At 64.4% G+C, this 15958-nt stretch carries 14 protein-coding genes; 10 read left to right on the top strand and 4 right to left on the bottom strand.

Annotation, left to right across the window (positions count from 1 at the left end):
• Nucleotides 1-28: 28 nt before the first annotated feature.
• Entirely contained in the window at nucleotides 29-2725 is a 2697-nt protein-coding gene (locus UIB01_RS12230) for an HAD-IC family P-type ATPase (protein ID WP_038660763.1), read from the bottom strand.
• Between the two features lie 165 nt (nucleotides 2726-2890).
• On the opposite strand from UIB01_RS12230, the gene UIB01_RS12225 reads away from it, so the two are divergent.
• The 4 genes from UIB01_RS12225 to UIB01_RS12210 all read left to right on the top strand — a co-directional run bounded on the left by UIB01_RS12225 (nucleotide 2891) and on the right by UIB01_RS12210 (nucleotide 7719).
• A complete protein-coding gene (locus UIB01_RS12225) occupies nucleotides 2891-3808 on the top strand; it encodes an AAA family ATPase (protein WP_038660759.1) in 918 nt (305 codons plus the stop codon).
• Nucleotides 3809-3842: 34 nt separating this feature from the next.
• Complete coding sequence (locus UIB01_RS12220) at nucleotides 3843-4805, top strand: DUF58 domain-containing protein (RefSeq protein WP_038660756.1); 963 nt, start codon at nucleotides 3843-3845, stop codon at nucleotides 4803-4805.
• Nucleotides 4802-6802 carry a transglutaminase TgpA family protein gene (locus UIB01_RS12215; RefSeq protein ID WP_038660753.1) on the top strand — a complete coding sequence of 667 codons (2001 nt, stop codon included), beginning with the start codon at nucleotides 4802-4804 and terminating at the stop codon, nucleotides 6800-6802. The genes UIB01_RS12220 and UIB01_RS12215 overlap by 4 nt, the downstream gene beginning before the upstream one ends.
• A gap of 119 nt (nucleotides 6803-6921) precedes the next feature.
• The gene (locus tag UIB01_RS12210; RefSeq protein WP_038660750.1) at nucleotides 6922-7719 is read left to right on the top strand and encodes an acyl-CoA thioesterase; all 798 of its coding nucleotides are present in this window, start codon (nucleotides 6922-6924) and stop codon (nucleotides 7717-7719) included.
• Between the two features lie 196 nt (nucleotides 7720-7915).
• Here UIB01_RS12210 and UIB01_RS12205 read toward each other — a convergent pair whose 3' ends face one another.
• Together UIB01_RS12205 and UIB01_RS12200 are read right to left on the bottom strand one after the other, a co-directional pair.
• The gene (locus UIB01_RS12205; protein WP_038660747.1) at nucleotides 7916-8464 is read right to left on the bottom strand and encodes a rhodanese-like domain-containing protein; all 549 of its coding nucleotides are present in this window, start codon (nucleotides 8462-8464) and stop codon (nucleotides 7916-7918) included.
• A gap of 402 nt (nucleotides 8465-8866) precedes the next feature.
• A complete protein-coding gene (locus tag UIB01_RS12200; protein WP_038665720.1) occupies nucleotides 8867-9967 on the bottom strand; it encodes a glutaredoxin family protein in 1101 nt (366 codons plus the stop codon).
• A 278-nt stretch (nucleotides 9968-10245) separates the two neighbouring features.
• On the opposite strand from UIB01_RS12200, the gene UIB01_RS12195 reads away from it, so the two are divergent.
• The 3 genes from UIB01_RS12195 (at nucleotide 10246) to UIB01_RS12185 (ending at nucleotide 12533) form a co-directional block, all read left to right on the top strand.
• Nucleotides 10246-10701 (top strand): hypothetical protein, encoded by a 456-nt coding sequence (locus UIB01_RS12195; protein WP_038660744.1) that lies wholly within the window; start codon nucleotides 10246-10248, stop codon nucleotides 10699-10701.
• 252 nt (nucleotides 10702-10953) lie between these two features.
• Nucleotides 10954-11391, top strand: a complete 438-nt coding sequence (locus tag UIB01_RS12190; protein ID WP_038660742.1) for a YqaA family protein — start codon at nucleotides 10954-10956, stop codon at nucleotides 11389-11391.
• Between the two features lie 74 nt (nucleotides 11392-11465).
• Entirely contained in the window at nucleotides 11466-12533 is a 1068-nt protein-coding gene (locus UIB01_RS12185) for an AraC family transcriptional regulator (protein WP_038660739.1), read from the top strand.
• Between the two features lie 30 nt (nucleotides 12534-12563).
• Here the strand turns inward: UIB01_RS12185 and UIB01_RS23525 are convergent, their stop codons facing one another.
• The gene (locus UIB01_RS23525) at nucleotides 12564-12689 is read right to left on the bottom strand and encodes a hypothetical protein (RefSeq protein ID WP_256044359.1); all 126 of its coding nucleotides are present in this window, start codon (nucleotides 12687-12689) and stop codon (nucleotides 12564-12566) included.
• 48 nt (nucleotides 12690-12737) lie between these two features.
• On the opposite strand from UIB01_RS23525, the gene UIB01_RS12180 reads away from it, so the two are divergent.
• Genes UIB01_RS12180 through UIB01_RS12170 form a run of 3 tightly spaced genes read left to right on the top strand, consistent with a single transcriptional unit; the run spans nucleotide 12738 to nucleotide 15851 of the window.
• Nucleotides 12738-13505 (top strand): SDR family NAD(P)-dependent oxidoreductase, encoded by a 768-nt coding sequence (locus UIB01_RS12180; RefSeq protein WP_038660737.1) that lies wholly within the window; start codon nucleotides 12738-12740, stop codon nucleotides 13503-13505.
• 11 nt (nucleotides 13506-13516) lie between these two features.
• Entirely contained in the window at nucleotides 13517-14701 is a 1185-nt protein-coding gene (locus tag UIB01_RS12175) for an acetyl-CoA C-acyltransferase (RefSeq protein WP_038660734.1), read from the top strand.
• A gap of 10 nt (nucleotides 14702-14711) precedes the next feature.
• Nucleotides 14712-15851 (top strand): acyl-CoA dehydrogenase, encoded by a 1140-nt coding sequence (locus UIB01_RS12170; protein WP_038660732.1) that lies wholly within the window; start codon nucleotides 14712-14714, stop codon nucleotides 15849-15851.
• The last annotated feature ends 107 nt before the right edge of the window (nucleotides 15852-15958 follow it).

The raw sequence follows: 15958 nt of genomic DNA, 5'->3' as shown, positions 1-15958 counted from the left end.
GGGGGCTGGTCCCTTTGCTACGGTGCTGTCAGAGCGGCCAACCGGCCCGTCGCCGCAGCCATTTCTCCGTCTCGACCACAGCCAGCAATGCGGCCCCGGCCAGCAGGCAGATGCCCCAGCCGAGCGGATCCAGCGATTGGGTGGCGAACAGGCGCTGCAACGGCGCCCAGTGGGTGAAGGCGAGTTGCAGTAGCGCCAGCAGGACGATCATGCCCCAGACCATTGGGTTGTCGCGCCAGCCGAAACGGGCCGGGGCATTGATCTGCCGGCTGCTGAACAGGTAGGCAATCTCGCAGGCGACCAGCGTGTTCACCGCCAGGGTGCGACTGGCTTCCATGCTCCAACCCAGCTGCTGTGCATAGACGAACACGCCGATGCAGGCTGCGGTCATCAGGATCGCAACCAGCAGCACGCGCCACATGAGTTGCGTGCTCAATAGTGCGGTGTCCGGGTCGCGTGGCGGTCGGCGCATGACGTCGGCTTCGCCGGGCTCGAAGGCGAGCGCCAGCGCCAGGGTGACCGCCGTGATCATGTTGACCCAGAGAATCTGCAGCGGGGTGATCGGCAGGGTCAGCCCCAGCGCGATGGCAACCAGCAACACCATTGCCTCGCCACCGTTGGTGGGCAGGATGAACAGGATGGATTTCTTCAGGTTGTCGTAGACCGTGCGGCCTTCTTCCACGGCATTGGCGATGGTGGCGAAGTTGTCGTCCGCAAGGACCATCTGCGCGGCTTCCTTGGCCACCTCGGTACCCTTGATGCCCATGGCCACGCCGATGTCGGCCCGTTTGAGTGCTGGCGCGTCGTTGACCCCATCTCCGGTCATCGCGACGCGTGCGCCACATGCCTGCAGCCGCTGAACCAGGCGCAACTTGTGCGCCGGGCTGGTACGAGCGAAGACCGTGGTATCGCCCAGCCGGGCATCGAGCTGGCTGTCGCTGAGGCGGTCCAGTTCGGCTCCGGTGATCGGCGTGCTGTCGCCAAGCCCCAGGCGCCTGGCGATCGCTGCGGCGGTCTCGGCATGGTCGCCCGTGATCATCTTCACGGCGATACCTGCCTGGCGGCATTCGTTGATGGCCTCAATCGCCTCCTCACGCGGCGGATCGAGCATGCCGACCAGCCCGAGCAGGACGAAATCGCCCTCCAGATCCTCATAATTCAGTTCATGGCGCGGCGCGCCGAGCGCGCGCACCGCCAGGCCGAGCATGCGCAGGCCCTGGGCGGCACCGTCGGACAGCACGCCATGCCAATAGGATGGGTCCAGCGGTTCGGCGCTGCCGTCGATCAGTTGCTGGTTGCACACCTCCACCAGCCGTTCCGGGGCGCCGATCATGTAGATCAGGCCGTGACCGGAGTGGTCATGATGCAGGCTGGCCATGCAGCGCCGCTCCGAGCTGAACGGAATGCTGTCGACGCGAGGCGTGTAGCCGTGCTCGTGCGCGGCGATCAGGCCCAACTTACCGGCAAGCGTGAGCAGGGCCGCCTCGGTGGGGTCGCCGGCAATGCTCCATTCGTCACCGGAGCCGTCAGCCAGCAGGCTGGCGCTGTTGCATAACAGGCCGGCGCGGGCCAGCGCATGCAGATCGCTCGCTTCTTCGAGCTCGCAGAGGCGCCCGTCGTCGCAGCGAATTCGGCCGGTAGGTGCGTAGCCGACGCCTTCGATCTGATACCGATGTGCTGCTGTGAATACCTGCTGCACGGTCATTTCGTTTCGTGTGAGCGTGCCGGTCTTGTCAGAGCAGATCACGGTCACGGCACCCAGGCTCTCCACCGCAGGGAGGCGACGAATGATGGCGCGACGCCGAGCCATTCGCTGCACGCCGAGGGCCAGTGTGATGGTGAGGACCGCGGGCAAACCTTCGGGTATGGCAGCTACGGCCAGGCCGACCGCTGCCAGCAGCATTTCGTCGGTGGAATAGCCGCGCAGGCCGACACCGAACAGATAGGTGCCCACTGCCAGTGCCAGGATGATGAAGGTGAGCACCCTGGCGAAGCGCGCCATATCAGCGAGCAATGGCGTTTGCAGGCTGACGACCTCACCAAGCATATGACTGATCTGCCCCAGCTCGGTCTTGCCGGCTGTTGCCACCACCACGCCGGTGCCGCTGCCAGCGCTGACCAGAGTGCCCGAGTAGGCCATGCTGTAGCGGTCACCGATACCGGCATCCTGTGCCACGGGTTCCACCTGCTTGCTGGCGGGCAGCGACTCGCCCGTCAAGGCAGCTTCTTCGATGCGCAGATCGCGGCACTCCAGCAGGCGCATGTCAGCCGGCACCCGGTCGCCGGCTTCCAGCATCACCATATCGCCAGGCACCAGTTGTTCGGCGGGGACGTTGAGCGTTCGCCCGGCACGGCGCACCTTGCTGTCTAGCGTGAGCATCTTCTGGATGGCACGCATTGCCTGCTCCGCCTTGCCCTCCTGAATGAAGCCAACGATCGCGTTGATGACCACCACGGCGAAAATCACCGCGCTGTCCAGCCATTCGCCCAAGGCGAGGGTGACCAATGCCGAAAGCAGCAGAACGTAGATCAGCAGGTTGTGGAATTGCAGCAGCAAACGCCTCAGTGGACCGTTGCGCCGCCGCCGTGGCAGGCGGTTGGGCCCGAACGACTCGAGACGCTCCTGCACTTGCTCGGCGGACAACCCGTCAGGCGACGTATCCAGATGCTGGAGGGTCTGTTCAGCGTGTTGCGCATGCCAGTCATGTGGAGCGGGTGTGGACATATGTCCTCCTGTTGACCGTTGGCTGCGTAAGCCTAAGCCGCCCTGCAATGCGTCGCATGGTGCTGGATCAAGGCCTGGGTCACAAACTCGTCACCGGGCGTTTCCTGTGCTTTGCCTGGCTGCGGCTGACCAGTAGCATCGAGACGATGAACATAGGAGGTTTTGATGCGCACCCGATTGGACGCCTGCCTGCGAGCAGTCAATGAAGTTTTGCTCGGCAAGGAAGCTCAGGTCCGGCTGGCCCTGACCTGCCTGTTGGCCCGCGGGCACCTGCTGGTCGAGGACATGCCCGGCATGGGCAAGACCACCCTGAGTCATACATTGGCCAAGGTGCTGGGGCTTGAATTCCAGCGCATCCAGTTCACTTCCGACCTGCTGCCCGGCGATATCCTGGGTACCTCGGTATTCGACAAGGACAGCGGACAGTTCGTCTTCCATCCTGGTCCGATCTTCGCCGAGCTGGTGCTGGCCGATGAAATCAATCGCGCCACGCCGAAGAGCCAGAGCGCGCTGCTGGAGGCGATGGAGGAGGGGCAGGTCACCATCGAGGGAGCGACGCGGCCGCTACCCGAGCCATTTTTCGTCATCGCCACGCAGAACCCGGTGAGCTCAGGCGGCACTTTTGCACTGCCGGAATCGCAGCTGGACCGCTTCCTGATGCGGGTTTCGCTGGGTTATCCGGCCAGAGCGGCGGAAAAGGCGCTGCTGCTCGGCGAGTCCCGACGTGATCTGCTGACGCGGCTGGAGCCGCTGCTCGACCACGATGAGCTGCGCACCATTCAGGCGGCCGTGGGTAACGTACGGGTTAGCGACGCGCTGGTCGATTACGTGTTGCGCCTGGTAGAGGCCACGCGCACCCAGCCGCAGTTTGCCTGGGGGCTGTCGCCACGCGGCAGCCTGGCGCTGCTCGCAGCCGCACGTGCGTGGGCTTTTCTCGATGGTCGCGATTATGTGATTCCGGAAGACGTGCAAGCGGTGCTGCCCAATGTGGTTGGCCACCGCCTGCGTGAGCGTGCCGATGCCACCGGTCATGGCGGGGGTGCGCTGGTGCAGTGGCTGCTGCGCGAGGTGCCAGCGCTGTGATATGCCCGTTCATTGGTCGTTGTGAGCGCCTGCCGTGAGGCTGCTTCCGCGTTTCCGGGACCGCTGGCTGCTGCGGCGAATACCGCCAGCCTCCAGCGTGCGGTTGAACCAGCGGCGAATCTTCATCATGCCGACCTCGGTCGGGTTGGCGTTCATGGTGGCGCTGCTGCTGATGCTGCTCACCGCCATCAACTACCAGAACAGTCTGGCCTACGGATTGACCTTTCTGCTCGGGTCCCTGTACCTGGTCACCATTCTGCACACGTGGCGCAACCTGGCCGGGCTGGTGCTGCAGGCCGGTGGCACCACGGCGGCGTTCGTTGGCGAACAGGCGCTGCTGCGGGTACGCCTGGAAAGTCGGGGACGTGCCTACCAGGCTGTGGCACTGGGTTGGCCGGCCAGCGGGCTGCGGCTGGTCGATGTTCCGGCCGGCGGCACCGTCGAGGTCGAGTTGAGCCTGGCGACCTCGCGCCGTGGCTGGCTGCGGCCGGGCCGGGTGAGGGTGGAAAGTCGCTTCCCACTGGGCCTGCTGGTCGCCTGGAGCTGGATCGATCTGGAGCTGGCGGCGCTGGTCTATCCACAGCCGTCGATAGCCGAACGCCCGCAAGGCGATAGTGCCCCCGAAACCGAGGACGAGGGAACTCTGGCGCGCGGTGCCGGCGTCGATGACTACCAGGGCCTACGTGCCTGGCAACCTGGCGATCCGCGCCGGCGCTTGCATTGGAAGGCGTACTCGCGCGGGCAGGGTCTGCTGGTGAAGGACTTCGCCAGCCTGCTCGGCAATGATCCGATGCTCGACTTCGATGGGTTCGAAGGCGATACCGAGCAACGTCTTTCGATGCTCTGTCACTGGGTAGTCGAGCTTAGCGAGAAGCAGCAGCCATTCGCGCTGCGGCTGCCGGCTGGAGTGCTCGGCCCGGACAGTGGCGAGTCGCACCGTGACGCCTGCCTGCGCGCGCTGGCGCTGCATGGCCTGGATGAGGAGCGCGGCGTATGAGCGCGAAGCCAGGCATTCCGCGTAACAGCCTGATCTGGCTGCTGGTGGCGCAGGTGCTGGTGATCCTGCCGCACCTGACGCACCTGCCCGTGTGGATCATCGGGCTGTGGCTGGGCTGCGCCAGCTGGCGTGTCCAGATCTTCCGCATGCGCGCACGCTATCCACGCAGCTGGCTCAAGGCGCTGCTGATGATAGGCGCGGGCTTCGGCGTTTATTTCTCCCGCGGCAGCCTGGTCGGACTGGAAGCCGGGGTGGTGCTGCTGATTGCCGCGTTCATCCTGAAACTGGTGGAGATGAGTACCCGCCGCGATGCGCTGGTGCTGATCTTCCTGGGCTTCTTCGCGGTGGTAACCAGCTACCTGTTCGAGGACAGCCTGCTCGCCGGGCTGTACAGCCTGTTGCCGGTCACCGCGCTGCTGGCGGCGATGATCGGCCTGCAGCAGAGCAGCCTCGTGACACGGCCATGGCCGACGGTGCGGCTGGCCGGCTCTTTGCTGCTGCAGGCCGTTCCGCTGATGCTGGTGTTGTTCCTCTTCTTTCCTCGCCTGCCACCGCTGTGGTCGTTGCCGCAGGCCGCTGATCGGGGCGTGACCGGCTTGGCCGATCACATGGCGCCTGGTGACATCGCGCGCTTGGGGCGTTCGGCGGAGCTGGCGTTCCGGGTCAGCTTCGAAGGCGAAATTCCGTCACGCGATCAGCTCTACTGGCGCGCAGTAACCTTCGAGCGCTTCGATGGCCGGCGCTGGTCGCAGTCCTATGCCTCTCATCTGCCGCAGGCGCCGGAATGGCAGGCAGTCGGCGAGCCGCTCGGCTACAGCGTCGTCATGCAGCCGAGCGGGCAGCCTTGGCTGTTCGCCCTGGATGTGGCTCAGGTCGCACCGGGTCAGGCGCAGCTGATGACGGATTTCCATCTGCAGCGCAGGCAGCCGGTGAACCAGCCGCTGATGTATCAGGTAACCTCCTGGCTGGATGCGCGCCGCGAGGCGGTCAGCGCGCCGGAGAGTCTCGGCCGCGCGCTGCAACTGCCGGAGCGTGGCAATCCGCGAAGCCGGGCCTGGGCTGCGGAGCTACGGCGCACTGCGCAGGAGCCGCAGGCGATGGTTGATGCGCTGTTGAAGCACTTCAATCGCCAGCCTTATCACTACACGCTGGAGCCGCCGCCGGTGGGCGACGATATCGTTGACGATTTCCTGTTCGAGACGCGCAGCGGCTTCTGTGCCCACTACGCGGGTGCAATGACTTTCGTGCTGCGCGCGGCCGGCATCCCGGCACGGGTGGTGGCGGGCTATCAGGGCGGTGAGCTCAACCCGGCGGGCAACTACCTCTCGGTGCATCAGTTCGACGCGCATGCCTGGGTCGAATACTGGGTCGCCGAGCGTGGCTGGGTCAGTGTCGACCCGACCTTTCAGGTCGCGCCGGAACGGGTGGAGCAGGGCCTGGAACAGGCATTGGCGCGCGAACGAAGCTTTCTTGCCGATCAGCCGATGTCGCTGCTGCGCTACCGGGACATCGGCTGGGTGAATGCGCTGCGGTTGCGCTGGGACAGCCTCAACTATGGATGGCAGCGCTGGGTGCTCAATTACCAGGGCGAGCAGCAAGCGCAAGCGCTGCAGCGCTGGTTCGGCAAGCTCGATGGTCAGGCGCTGGGCCTTGCCCTGGTAGCCGTTCTGGCCCTGCTGACGGCGGTATTGGCGCTGGTCCTGTTCAAACCCTGGCGGCGTGAAACGGACCCCCAGCAGCGCCTGTTCAAGCGCTTCGAGCAGCTGCTGGGGCGCCATGGTGTCCGGCGCAACAGAGGCGAGGGCGCCCGTAGCTTTGCGGATCGTGCCGCGATCATGTTGCCAGAACAGGCACCGGCCATATTGGCGTTCGTCAGGCTCTACGAGACCCAGCGCTATGCCGAGCAGGCCGCTGTGGCGGATGACCTCTCCCGTGCCCTGCGTCAACTCCGTCGAGCATTGCCCTGGCGTTTTCCGAGGCCGAGGGAGCGTTCCTGACCGCTTATTGGCGTTGTGGATGATTCGGCATTTCATCCGGCTGCTTCTGCCAGACAGGTTCGCGCCGCGGCGTGCGTGCCTTTAACATCGCGCGCACAACGAACGATAACGAGGTGGGTATGGAGCTTTGCGAGCTGCTGCAGGCGGTGCGTGACAATCCCGGCAGCGTGGTGGTGCCGGCCACTTGGGGGCAGGGCCGTGCAGGTTTCGGCGGTCTGGTCGCCGCACTGGTCTTTGAGAGCATGCGGGCCAAGGTTCCGGACGGTCGACCTCTTCGTTCGCTGGCGATTACGTTCGTTGGGCCGTTGGCCCTCGATACGCCAGCGAGCTTCGAGGCCGAGGTGCTGCGCGAAGGCAAGGCGGTGAGTCAGATGCTGGGGCGGGTCATGCAGGACGGCCAGGTGGTTACCATCGTCCAGGGCAGCTTCGGCGCCCCGCGCAGTTCGGTGGTCGATGTCGCGGCCGAGCCGGCACCGTCCATGCCGCCGGTCGAAGCCTGTCAGGAACTGCCCTATGTGCCTGGCGTGACTCCAGAGTTCACCCGCTACTTGGCGATGCGTTGGGGTATCGGTGGCTTGCCGTTCACCGGTAACAGGTCGCGCGAAATGGGTGGGTGGGTGCGCCAGCGCGGTGAAGTGCCTCGCGAGCCAATGACCGAGGCGCACCTGCTGGCGCTGGTCGATGCCTGGCCGCCCGCGGTGCTGCCGCATCTCAAGAGCTTCGCACCCGGCAGCTCGCTGACCTGGACCATCGAATTCATTCAACCTCTACCCGACCTCGATAGCCACGACTGGTGCATGTATCGCGCCGTGATCGAGCACGCCCGCGATGGCTATGGGCATTGTGCGGCTGCGCTGTGGACGCCAGCTGGTGAGTTGGTCGCCCTGAGCCGGCAAACGGTGACAGTGTTTGGCTGATGGCTGGCATGGGGCGGGCGTAAGTCCAGCAACAGGGCGTTGCCAAGCACCGAGGAGCGCCTGACCAGCTTGAACGCGCGGTTCGGCTATGGCATCAGGTTCGAGGCGATGGGGTCAGCTAGCAGAGCAGCTGACCCACCAATCGGCGGTGTGCGTTACCGATATTCATCGCCGAGGTCCGCGCTACGCGTGGGATTCACTTGCGATCAGTGCGATAGATCTTTTCCGGATTCATCTTCGGGCTCCACGGCAGTCCGGCGTTCTGCCAGCCATTCTGCAGACGAAAGCCTGCCTGCCGTCCTTCCTTTATCGCGGCGCCCTGAAACCCATCGACGACATACCGTGCATTGGGAAAACCGTTCTCGCGCAGGAAGTCTGCACTGGGTTTGCCACGCTCGCTGCCCGAGCGGCACATGGTGATGATCTCGGTATCGGCGCCCAGGCCACGTTTGTCCAGCTCGGCCTGGATCTGTTCGATGAACTGTGGATTGCGGTTGGTCTGGAACGCACCGCGCTCGTCATTCCAGGCATTGCGATCAACGAGCAGATACGGAATGTTGATGTCCACGGCGTCGGTGAAGCCGACGAACATGATCTCCACCGGATCGCGCACATCGACGAAGAGGACTTTTGCGTCGTCTTGCTGGGCGCGAGCGTAGGCGTCTTGCGGGGTGACTTCGAGTTCTACGGCCTGGGCCGCGAAAGCCAGCAGGCTGAGGGAAAGGGCGATCAATGAGGATTTCATCTGAAGCTCCGACATGAGTGGATGTGAAGGTTTGGCAATCATATACCGGCGGGGGTATATGTCGATCCATTTGACCCGTTCAATGTTTCTGTTCCAAGCAGACACTGAGCGGTATGCGGATTTACGTAGCCCCAGGCCCACTGCCGGGTGGCCGTGATCTGGCCGGCGGCCTTACCGTGGCCGCTCAAGCGGGCTTGCGTCACCTTGTCGCCGCTTGCAAAACAACCCTGCGAGGACTCGGAGCGAGTGTGATCGGCGGTAGATGCCTGGGCGAGGCGGGTACTAACGGAGTGGCGCTGACCGCACGGCAACGGCGTGATGGCTGAATCCTCTGATTTGCGTGTCCCCTCGCTGCCTGGCCGCGCGCTCCTAGGACCTGACATAGGTCACTCCGGCGATCCGTTACTGCAGCCACTCCGGTTTCACCAGCATGACGACACCCAGCACTAGCATCACCGCGCCGCTGATCAGCTTCAGCGTGGCGCCTGATTGATAGGTGAGCTTGCGGCTGCTCAGTGCGAGAACCGCGATCGTCACCATCAGTGCGTCGTCGGCGATATAGCCCAGGATGTAGAGGCCAAGATAAGCGTGGTGCGCCAGAGCGCTCAGCTGCTGCTGGGAAAGTACCGCGGTGTAGATCGCCGGCAGCCCCGCGGTGCACAGCAACTCGACGAAGTTGACCAGTAGGGCCAATACCGCAACCCCGCCGAGAGCAGGCAGCAGCGTCTGGCGCTGCAGAATGCGACGTACCCGGGCATACAGGCCCGGCTTTGCCTTGGCGGGTATCGATAGCGTGAAACCGCTGTCGGGCTGCAACCCGTCGCGCAGGTTGATGACACCAATCAGCATCGCCAACAGTGCCAGTCCGGTTATTAGCAGCGGCGACATGCCCACGAACAGGAACAGGTTCAGCCAGGCAGCCATGAACAGGTAGTAAACGGCGCCGCTGACCAGTACGAAGGTGCCGGCAATCGCCGCCATGCGGCGTCGATCATGCAGACGAACCAGCAGCGACAGCAGGAACAGCAACACCCACATGGCGCACGGATTGAAGCCATCCAGCAGGCCAAGGGCCAGTGTAAACGCCGGCAGACCCAGGCGCTCGAGGCTGAGTGTGCCGAAAAGGGTCGTGTCTACGGCGCCGGTTTGCAGCGCACGCCGTTCGATAAGGGCGACCAGCCGTTTGCCGGTGTGCTCGGCATCATCGAAGCCCACCATTAGCTCGCCGCCGATGACGAAGGTCGGCACTGCCGGCGGCCAGACACCGGCCTCGTGTGACAGGCGCAGCAGGTCGGCGCGTGCAGCGGGATCGCGATCGACCTCACGCAAGCGAATCTCCAGTTCCGGGTGCTGGCCGGTCAGTTCGGCGAGGTAGGTCTTGGCCGCGCTGCAGTGTGGGCAGCCGTCGCGCACGTAGACCTCCAGCAGCGTGGCGCTGGCCGGACCTGCAGCCAGCAAGCTCAAAAGCATCAACAGCGCGCCGCGCAGCAAGTAGTGGCTCATGAGCGTGCGTCCGAGGAGCCTGCCACCACGCCAGTGGGGCGGTGGCAGGTGTTTGCGGATGAAATGGTCGACTGATTCGCCCCCATACTCGGCGGTCTTTGCCTGGGCAGCAATGATCTGTAGCAAGGTTGCGCGGCATGACGAGCCTTGGCGCGGCTGGGTGAACTAGTCTCTTAATCAGCGTCATGGAAACGGGCCTGACAAGCAGACAGAATCAGGCCACGGGGAGACAGGCCTGTGCCGTGCTGTTTGCCGTCATACCAGCGGAGATTTTGGCGATGAAGATCGAGCGATTCGAAGACCTGATCAACTGGACACGCGATACCCATGCCATGCTGGCCCGCTGCATGGCCCGGTGTTCCGACAAGCACGAAGAAACCCGGGCCAAATGGCTGCTCGTCTATATTGCCGATCATGAGCGTGTCCTGGCTGAAACGGTCGACAAGATCGAAAAGCATGCCGACCCCAAGGCTTTGCATACCTGGATCTATGACTATCTGACGCGCAATCCCGTATTGCGCAATCAGGCCTGCAAGCCCTACGACACCATGACCGTAGAGGAGATATCGCTGGATATCTTCACCATCCATAACCAGGTGATCGATCTCTACCGCTCCCTGGCCCGGCGCGCGGAAATTGATGGCGCGCGCGACCTGGCCGAGGACCTGCTAGGTCTGGAAGAGCACGAAACCATGCGTCTTGCTCGCCAGGTGAGCCGTATTCACGAGATGTAACGCCTTTGCGGCTCCGCCGAGCCGTCCGTGGCCATCCATGTCTGCGCTCGGCGGTGCCCGATGGCGCATGGCAGCATGTTCAGTCGTTTCGTTGCCAGGTGACAATGCGGCTGCCAAGCAGCCTGTCGCAAGCGAAGCGCTACAGATCCGGAGGGTCTTTCCCAAGCATCAGCCCAGCCGTGATCAGCGCCCAGGCGCTACGCTTTCCCGCATACTGCGTGCCGTCATTCAGCACGGTTCGGTTGCATTTCGATGGTGTCGTTTTCCGGCTATCTCGGCCTTTTTCTTGCAGCGTTCGGTGCTGCCACGCTGCTACCCATGCAGTCCGAGGCGGTACTCGCCGGTCTTCTTCTTTCGGAGCGGTACACGGTCTGGGCATTGGTTGCCGTGGCCAGCCTGGGCAATGTGCTGGGCTCGCTGGTGAACTGGTTGCTCGGTCGTTACGTCGAGCACTTTCGCCACAAGCGCTGGTTTCCGGTCAACGAGCGCCAAATGGCGAAGGCGCAGCACAGCTATCACCGCTACGGCCGCTGGACCTTGCTGCTCAGCTGGGTGCCGGTCATCGGTGACCCGTTGACCCTGGTCGCCGGGGTGATGCGTGAGCCGTTATGGAGTTTTCTGCTTATCGTCACGCTGGCGAAGACTTCGCGTTACCTGATGGTGATGGGGCTGACGCTTGGCTGGATGTGACACAAGGGCTGACAGCTCGACCGTGCTTGGCCGATTATGGCGGCCATCGACTTCTGGGCAGGAAACCGAGCCGCATGATCAGCGAGGCGCAACCGACATCAGATGAAGCCGCTGCCTCGACAATAGCCCGTCGGGACAGCATCAGCGTCCGCCTGGTGGCCGAGGCACTGCAGGGTTTCGTGCGGCCTGGGCAATCTGCCGCACAGCTGCTGGAAGAGATCGGCCTCGACTCTGCCTGCCTGCAATATCCCGACGGCCGCATGGACGTGCGCGACTACTCGCAACTCTGGCTGCGCCTGGCGCGGCGCTTCGACGATGAATTCTTCGGCATGGACCCGCGGCGTCTGCGCTCGGGCAGCTTCGTCTTTCTCAGCCGCAGCTGCCTGCAGCAGGCGACTTTGGAGAAAGCGCTGATCCATGCGTTGGGCTTTCTCGGGCTGGGGCTGGAGAATCTACGCGGCAGGCTCATCCGCAGCCAGAGCCTGGCCGAAGTGGTGCTGCGCGAGCGCAACGCCGAGCCGGCGCGAGCCTTCTGCTATTTCACCTTCTGGATGCTCTTGCACGGCCTGGCCTGCTGGCTGGTAGGGCGCCGTATTCCGCTGCTGGCGGTCGAGTTGCGTTGTGCCGAACCGGACTACACCGACGATTACCGGGTGATGTTCTCCGACAACCTGCGTTTCGGCCGACCCTCGACGCGGATCATCTTCGCCGCCGAAGTGCTTGACCTGCCGATCCGTCGTAGCGAAGCGGAGTTGCGTGCGTTTCTCGCCGAAGCGCCGGCGAACATTCTGGTGCGCTACCGCGACCATTCCAGCTTGGCCAGTCGCATCAAACAGCACCTGCGCAGCCTGCCCGCCGAGAACTGGCCGGACAGCGAGCGGCTGGCGCAGACGTTGTGCATGTCGGCCTCGACCCTGCGCCGACGCCTGGCGGAAGCGGGGCAGCCCTACCAGGCGATCAAGGATGGCTTGCGTCAGGAGATGGCCACCGAATGGCTGGCCGATGCTGCCATCAGTTACGGCGAGATCGCCGAGCGGCTGGGGTTTGCAGATGTCAGCTCGTTCTACAAGGCGTTCCGCAAGTGGACGGGTATCAATCCCGGGCACTACCGCAACCTGATTCTGGCGCCGGCGCGGCGCTGATTTCCTGCCTCTCAGTCTCTCCGCGACATCTCACCCTTCGTTGCTGATATTTGCCGCGGCGCGTTGCAGCGTTAGCGTGATCGCGTTTTGCCATTGGCCAAAACGGTCAGGCAGGTTGAGAACATCGACCATTGCCGCACCCGTGTCGCTGTCCAAAGATAACTCCGGCTTCGCACCGAATAACAACAAGCACGGGAGAGAGCCATGCAGATTCGCGACAAGGTATTCCTCATTACTGGCGGCGCCTCCGGCCTTGGCGCTGCGGCGGCGCAGGCGCTGGTCGAGGCGGGCGGCAAGGTCGTGCTCGCCGATCTGGACGAAGCCGCGGCCAACGCCACGGCGCAGGCGCTCGGGCCTTGCGCCCTCGGCGTCGCCGCCGACATTCGCGATGAACAGGCCGCGCGCCATGCCGTCGCCACCGCCCGCGAACATTTCGGCGGGCTGCACGGGCTGGTCAATTGCGCTGGCGTCGCCGGTGGCGAAAAGGTGCTCGGACGCAATGGTCCGCACAGCCTCGACGCTTTCAGCCGCATCGTTGGTATCAATCTGATCGGTAGCTTCAACATGCTGCGGCTGGCCGCCGAGGCGATGGCGGAGAACGCGCCAGACGCCGATGGCGAGCGCGGCGCGATCATCAATACTGCCTCGATCGCTGCCTTCGACGGCCAGATCGGCCAGGCCGCCTATGCGGCGTCCAAAGGCGGTGTGGTCAGCATGACCCTGCCGGCCGCGCGCGAGCTGGCGCGCTTCGGCATCCGCGTGATGACCATCGCCCCCGGCGTGTTTGAGACGCCGATGATGGCCGGCATGACCCAGGAGATCCGTGACTCGCTGGCCGCCGGCGTGCCGTTTCCGCCACGCCTGGGCCATCCGGCCGAATACGCCGCGCTGGTGCGGCACATCTTCGAGAACAGCATGCTCAACGGTGAGGTGATTCGCCTCGACGGCGCCTTGCGCATGGCTGCCAAGTAAAGGAAGCAGAGATGAAAGATGATCCGATCGTAATCGTCAGCAGCGCGCGTACGCCGATGGGTGGTTTCCAGGGTGATCTGCTGGGCATGACGGCACCGCAGCTCGGCGCTGCCGCCATCCGCGCGGCGGTGGAGCGCAGCGGCCTGCCGGCCGAGAACGTACAGGACGCGCTGATGGGCTGCGTGTTGCCCGCCGGCCAGGGCCAGGCTCCCGCGCGCCAGGCGGCATTGGGCGCCGGGCTGACCCGCGCCACCACCTGCACCACGCTGAACAAGATGTGCGGCTCGGGCATGCAGACGGTGATCATGGCTCACGACCAGTTGCTCGCGGGCAGTGCGGAAATCGTTGTCGCCGGTGGCATGGAGAGCATGAGCAACGCACCGTACCTGCTCGACCGCGCCCGTGGCGGCTATCGCATGGGCCACGGTCGGGTGCTCGACCACATGTTTCTCGATGGTCTGGAAGACGCCTACGACAAGGGCCGCCTGATGGGCACCTTTGCCGAGGAGTGCGCCGACGTCTTCGGCTTCACCCGCGAGGAGCAGGACGCGTTCGCACTGGAATCGCTGCGACGGGCCCAGGCGGCAATAGCCGAAGGGCACTTTGCCGAAGAGATCGTCTCGCTGGACGTCACTCAGGGCAAACAGCAGCGGCAGATCCGCGATGATGAGCAGCCGCCCAAGGCGATGCCGGAAAAGATTCCAAGCCTGAGACCAGCGTTCCGCGAGGGCGGCACGGTGACTGCGGCCAACTCCAGCTCGATTTCCGATGGCGCCGCCGCGCTGCTGTTGATGCGCCGTTCCGAAGCCGAGCGCTGGGGGCTGCAGCCACAGGCGGTGATCCACGGCCACGCGGCCTACGCCGATGCGCCGAATCTGTTCACTACCGCGCCGATCGGGGCGATCCGCAAGCTGATGGAACGTACCGGCTGGTCCACCGCAGACGTGGATCTGTTCGAGATCAACGAAGCCTTCGCGGTGGTCGCCATGGCCAGCATGCGCGAGCTGGGGCTTGATCACGCCAAGGTCAACGTCAACGGCGGTGCCTGTGCGCTCGGTCACCCCATCGGTGCGTCCGGTGCGCGAATCCTGGTGACGTTGCTCGCCGCATTGCGCAAACGCGGCCTGCGCCGTGGCGTGGCGGCGATCTGCATCGGTGGCGGTGAAGCCACGGCCATGGCCGTCGAACTGATCTGAGGAGGCACCCATGCTGCCCAATGAAGATCAAAACGCGATCGCCGAGATGGCCCGCCAGTTCGCTCAGGAACGACTGAGGCCGTTCGCCGAACAGTGGAGTCGCGAGCATCGCTATCCGGCCGAGGCGATTGGCGAGATGGCCGCGCTCGGCTTCTTCGGCATGCTGGTGCCGGAGCAGTGGGGCGGCAGCGATACCGGCTACCTGGCCTACGCCATGGCGCTGGAAGAAATCGCTGCCGGTGACGGCGCCTGCTCGACCATCATGAGCGTGCACAACTCGGTAGGCTGCGTGCCGATCCTGCGTTTCGGCAACGACCAGCAGAAGAGTGACTTCCTTACTCCGTTGGCGCGTGGTGAGCAGATCGGCGCCTTTGCGCTGACCGAGCCGCAAGCGGGCTCCGACGCCAGCAGCCTACGCACCCGCGCCCGGCGTGACGGCGACTACTACATCCTCAACGGTGCCAAGCAGTTCATCACCTCCGGCAAGCATGCCGGCACGGTGATCGTCTTTGCCGTGACCGACCCGGATGCCGGCAAGCGCGGCATCAGTGCCTTTATCGTGCCGACCGACAGCCCGGGTTATCAGGTGGTGCGGGTGGAGGACAAGCTCGGCCAGCACGCGTCGGATACCTGCCAGATCGCCTTCGAGGACCTGCGCGTGCCGGTGGCCAACCGGTTGGGCGAGGAGGGCGAGGGTTATCGCATTGCCCTGGCCAATCTTGAAGGCGGACGCGTCGGCATCGCCGCTCAAGCGGTCGGTATGGCCCGCGCGGCGTTCGAAGCGGCGCGTGATTACGCCCGGGACCGGGAAACCTTCGGCAAGCCGATCATCGAGCATCAGGCCGTGGCCTTCCGCCTGGCCGACATGGCGACCCAGATCGCCGTGGCACGGCAGATGGTGCATCACGCTGCCGCGCTGCGCGAAGCCGGACGGCCGGCATTGGTGGAGGCGTCGATGGCCAAGCTGTTCGCCTCGGAGATGGCGGAGAAGGTCTGCTCGGCAGCAATCCAGACGCTCGGTGGCTACGGCTATCTGGCCGACTTCCCGGTGGAGCGCATTTACCGCGATGTGCGGGTCTGCCAGATCTACGAAGGCACCAGCGACATCCAGCGCCTGGTCATCGCGCGCAACCTCGGAGAACCGGTCTGACCTGAACCCGCTGCGCCTGCGTGCCTTATGGCGCATCGATACATGATTTCAGTGGTGCCGGTAGAACGCCGTTTCCTCGACCGGCACTTGCACAATAAAAACAAGAT

This window comes from Stutzerimonas decontaminans (genome assembly GCF_000661915.1).
Classification (GTDB): domain Bacteria; phylum Pseudomonadota; class Gammaproteobacteria; order Pseudomonadales; family Pseudomonadaceae; genus Stutzerimonas; species Stutzerimonas decontaminans.
Note: the sequence above shows the minus strand (reverse complement) of the source record. Positions and strands in the feature narration are given on the sequence as shown.